Origin of the sequence: Microcystis sp. LE19-41.2A, assembly GCF_027530405.1 — a bacterium.
In the GTDB taxonomy this organism is placed as follows: Bacteria; Cyanobacteriota; Cyanobacteriia; order Cyanobacteriales; family Microcystaceae; genus Microcystis; species Microcystis aeruginosa.
Genome location: NZ_JAPZQJ010000133.1, coordinates 1 through 4162, shown reverse-complemented (window position 1 = coordinate 4162; position 4162 = coordinate 1). Strand labels below are relative to the sequence as shown.

At 42.2% G+C, this 4162-nt stretch carries 4 protein-coding genes and 2 pseudogenes; 4 read left to right on the top strand and 2 right to left on the bottom strand.

Features of this window, described 5'->3' with window-relative positions:
• Positions 1 to 65: 65 nt before the first annotated feature.
• Positions 66 to 239, top strand: a pseudogene (locus tag O9290_RS28435) (transposase); the annotation flags it as partial.
• Positions 220 to 663, top strand: a complete 444-nt coding sequence (locus O9290_RS05810) for a chloride channel protein (RefSeq protein ID WP_002761777.1) — start codon at positions 220 to 222, stop codon at positions 661 to 663. The pseudogene O9290_RS28435 and the gene O9290_RS05810, both read left to right, overlap by 20 nt.
• 146 nt (positions 664 to 809) lie before the next feature.
• On the opposite strand, the pseudogene O9290_RS28095 reads toward O9290_RS05810, so the two are convergent.
• Positions 810 to 914: pseudogene (locus O9290_RS28095) on the bottom strand (bluetail domain-containing putative surface protein); the annotation flags it as partial.
• Positions 915 to 975: 61 nt separating this feature from the next.
• Here O9290_RS28095 and O9290_RS05805 point away from each other — a divergent pair.
• Both O9290_RS05805 and O9290_RS05800 read left to right on the top strand, forming a co-directional pair.
• The gene (locus O9290_RS05805; protein WP_287657942.1) at positions 976 to 1281 is read left to right on the top strand and encodes a type II toxin-antitoxin system Phd/YefM family antitoxin; all 306 of its coding nucleotides are present in this window, start codon (positions 976 to 978) and stop codon (positions 1279 to 1281) included.
• 9 nt (positions 1282 to 1290) lie between these two features.
• Complete coding sequence (locus tag O9290_RS05800; RefSeq protein ID WP_353852124.1) at positions 1291 to 1611, top strand: type II toxin-antitoxin system RelE/ParE family toxin; 321 nt, start codon at positions 1291 to 1293, stop codon at positions 1609 to 1611.
• Between the two features lie 454 nt (positions 1612 to 2065).
• On the opposite strand, the gene O9290_RS05795 is transcribed toward O9290_RS05800, so the two are convergent.
• Positions 2066 to 4162 (bottom strand): beta strand repeat-containing protein (locus O9290_RS05795; protein ID WP_288056296.1); only part of this gene is annotated, 2097 nt, incomplete at its 5' end.

Sequence of the window (4162 nt, the reverse complement as noted above, 5' to 3'; positions counted from 1 at the left end):
TTTTTGGGTTAGAAGTATGTTGTCTTGGCATCTTGTATGTTGATTTAGCATAAAGAGTAACGAAGAGCCAAAAAGGAAAGCGAAAAAAAGTGAACGGGCAAAGAAAAAGAGGAAGGGTTAATGTGATGGGAGCCTTAAGATATAATGACAAAAAACGAGTCTGTTTTATGATCAAAAAAGGAAATTCAGAAACTTTCCATGAACAATTAAAGAAACTTCATGAAGAAATTCGTCAAGAATAGTGAAGCTCCAGGAGCGGTCTTGCTGCTGGTTTTCTTAGGGCGCTTTCTCCTGACAATGATTTGTTATGGTTCTGGGGAAATTGGCGGGATTTTTGCCCCGATGTTAGCCCTGGCTACTCTATTCAGTTTAGGGCTGGCACAAGTGTGCGATGCTTGGTTTCCGGGTCAACTGCCCCAACCCGGGGTTTTTGCCGTCGCTGGGATGGGGGGATTAGTGGCGGCCACGGTCCGCGCTCCCCTCACCGCCGTCATGTTGGTGATGGAATTGACGGATAATTTTTTGGTGGCGCTGCCAATTTTACTGACTTGTATCTGTGCTGCAATCACAGCCCACTTCTTAGGTGGTGAACCTGTTTATAGTGTCTTGCTCAAGCGAATTTTGGACAAATTAGAGCGGCAACCCCCCAGCGATCGGATTTAACCCATTACAAGAAAACGGGTTTCTCAAAGAAACCTGTTTTCTAAATAGGCGTTTGCAGAAAACGGGTTTCTCAAAGAAAACTGGTTTCTAAATAGTTTCTTGAAGAAACCCGTTTTCTAGGTGACTTAGAAGGATAACTTAGACACTTAGATAAAAAAGCTACTAACGTTAATTCTCCCTAAAGCTGGTAAAGTACTGGTAAATCCGGTCATATTTATTAATAAATCATTGCTGGATTGGAAGCCAGCCGTGAGACGATCGGGTATTTGTCACAGGAGACTTAATTTAAGGTAGCATATAATTAAATGCGTTTTGTCTGCTAAGATAATGCTCAACCTTTCAAAAGACATTCATTCTTTAACTGAGTTTAAACGAAACACGACCCAGTTCCTAGAGCATCTCAAACAAACCAAAGACCCTTTGGTGCTTACGGTTGATGGGAAAGCAGCACTCGTCGTGCAAGATGCGGAATCCTATCAGACACTTCTTGAAGCTGCTGAATTGGTTGAGACGCTTAAAGGAGTCAAGCGTGGTCTTGAAGAGATGAAGCAAGGCAAAGGTAAGAAGGCAGAGGAATTCTTCTCTGAATTGTTCGATAAGCTGGACAGTTCTCCATGAGCCAAAAGTATCAAGTCGTCATACAACCAGCAAGCACAACAGGGAATTGAAAAAGCCTATCTGTGGTTCAGCAAAGATTCTCCTCGAAAAGCGAGGTTGTGGCTGGAAGGATTGTACAAAGCAATTCTGTCACTAGAGCAAATGCCTTACCGTTGTTCACTTGCTTTTGAAAATAATTTCTTGGAGGAAGAAATCCGACAACTTATTTATGGTAAGGGACGTAGTGCCTACAGAATTCTCTTTACCATCACTGGCGATATTGTGCAGATTCTTTTCGTGCGCCACGTTGCACAAAAGCCTTTGTCAAGTCAAGAAGATGAAGAAGAGTAGAGGCCCATAGCATACCATTGTTGTCCTAAATTGTGACGGCAAAGATTTGATAGGTAAGGTTTGCTGAAAAAGCTTTTCCTAGGGGCAGGGTGTGGGGTGTGGGGTGTGGGGTTTTACCCATTTTCAGGTGGTCAATTACCTAATTTTCAGGGAAGAATTCCCGGAATTTTCCCCCCAATCACTCCAATGGTCGGCACTTTTTGAGGAAAAAAAAGTCTAAAAGCCTTATCCAACAAGGTTTTTAGATTTATTCAGCAAACCCTAAATAGAAAGAAAACGGGTTTCTCAAAGAAAACGGGTTTCTAAATAGTTTCTTGAAGAAACCCGTTTTCTAGGTGATTTGAGTTGTTTGTTTTTTTGACGTAATTGGTAGCTGCCTAACGCACAGAAAACGGGTTTCTAAATACTTGAAGAAACCCGTTTTCTAGGTGACTTAGAAGAAGAGCTTAGACACTTAAACAAAGAAATTACCCACTGGAATGTTCCCTAAAGCTGGTAAAGTGCCAGTAAATCCGGTGATATTTATTAATAAATCATTGCTGGATTGGAAGCCAGCCGTGCTATCATTAATAACGAGGTAAATTCCAGCGATCGCACCAGTTGTTACCTGCACTAAGGCGGCACTATTAACCCCTAATCCTTGATTACCTGTAGTCGCTCCATTGGCATCAGTAAATACCTGATTGATTAAATTGTCTAAAGTGGTGACAGTGCTATTAGCAGCACGACTGAAACTACTAGGCGCACTCGTGGCAGTTCCACCTTGAGTTAATAGGTCGATTTTATCACTATTGATGGCAAAATCTGTGATATGATCGCTTGTTGATATGGTAGATTGACCAAATTGAAAGATGAAGATATCTGCACCCAAACCACCGGTTAAAGTATCAATTCCCACACCTCCATTGATTTGATTAATACCATTATTTCCAGTGATATTATTGTTACCAGCGTTACCTGTACCATTAATATTATTAGTGCCAATTAGTCTGAGGTTTTCGACATTGTTGGGTAGGGTGCGAGTGAGACTGGTTTGCCAAGTATCAGTAATGATAACTTCTCCTATTCCTCCTTCGGGATTGATGGTAGCATTAACGGGATTTGACAGGGTTACTGTAAAAGCTTCATCAGGTTCATTGAGGTTATCATTGAGGATGGGAATGCTAATAGTAGCGGTGGCAGTATTAGGTGCAATGGTGATAGTTCCGGTTTTGCTAGTGTAATCTACATTAGCGGTAGCGTTAATGGGTGCAGTGGTATAGTTGAAGGTAATTGGTTGTGAATTGGGATTATCAACTGTGACGGTGAGGATGGCATTATTATCTTTACCTTCCACTACGGTGATGTCATTAATGGAGAGTTGCGAGGTGACAGTGGTATCGTCATTATTAATTGTCCCCGTAACTGGAGTAGTCGTACCTATCGTATAACCTGTCCCCGCAGCAAGGGTTAAAATAACAGTTTCGTTACTTTCTACTATTGTGTCAGCAGTGGGGTCAACTGTTACGGTAGCAGTGGATGAACCAGCAGCAAAGGTGACAGTATTGGTAGTCCCTGTACGAGTGTAGTCGGTATTTAAAGTCGCTGTCCCTCCGAGGGTGTAATTAACCGTTAAAGGATTAGTTGTTACTCCGCTACGAGTGAAGGTATAAACCAGATTTGTTGTCCCGTCTTCGGTAACACTTGCGGGAGAAACTGCTAGGGTGACACTGGTATCGTCATTGGTAATTGTTCCCGTGGCTGCGTTAGGAGTACCTACTGTATAACCTGTCCCCGCAGCAAGGGTTAAAATAACAGTTTCGTTACTTTCTACTATTGTGTCAGCAGTGGGGTCAACTGTTACGGTAGCAGTGGATGAACCAGCAACAAAGGTGACTGTATTGTTAGTCCCTGTACGAGTGTAATCGGTATTTAAAGTCGCTGTCCCTCCGAGGGTGTAATTAACCGTTAAAGGATTAGTTGTTACTCCGCTACGGGTGAAGGTATAAATGAGATTAGCTGTCCCGTCTTCGGTAACACTTGCGGGAGAAACTGCAAGAGTAATACTGGGAAGAGTCGGACTAGAAACATAGCTAAAATAACTAGCAGTTAGACTTAATGCTGTTTGATTATTGATAACCGCAATCAGTTCATCTGGTTCGCTGCCTGGTTTGTTGATGTAGAGATTAGTATTAGAACCAGAAACCCATAACAGATAGTCACCACTTGAACCCCGTAGTTGAATAATATCATCAGTGGTGTTAAAGTCGGCAATTGTCGCGTAGTCGTTATTACCCGGAAGGGTGCTATTACCGTCATCATAGAAGGTCTTTGTCGTATCTGCAAGGATAAAGCGATCGTTTCCTGTTCCTCCTTCTAGATAATCTTGTTCTCCTATACCGTTATTGGTTCCTTGTAGGATGTCATTGTTATTACCACCATAAAGTTCATCATTACCAGCTTCACCATTTAAGGTGTCATTACCATCTCCACCATAGAGACCGAAATAATTCTCCCAGTCGTAATAATCACCATCATTCCCCGCTCCTCCAGACAAAAGATCATCTCCATC

What these genes read in the sequence shown, in the direction of transcription:
- O9290_RS05810 (WP_002761777.1), top strand. Translation starts at nt 220, where the DNA reads ATGAAGAAATTCGTCAAGAATAGTGAAGCTCCAGGAGCGGTCTTGCTG.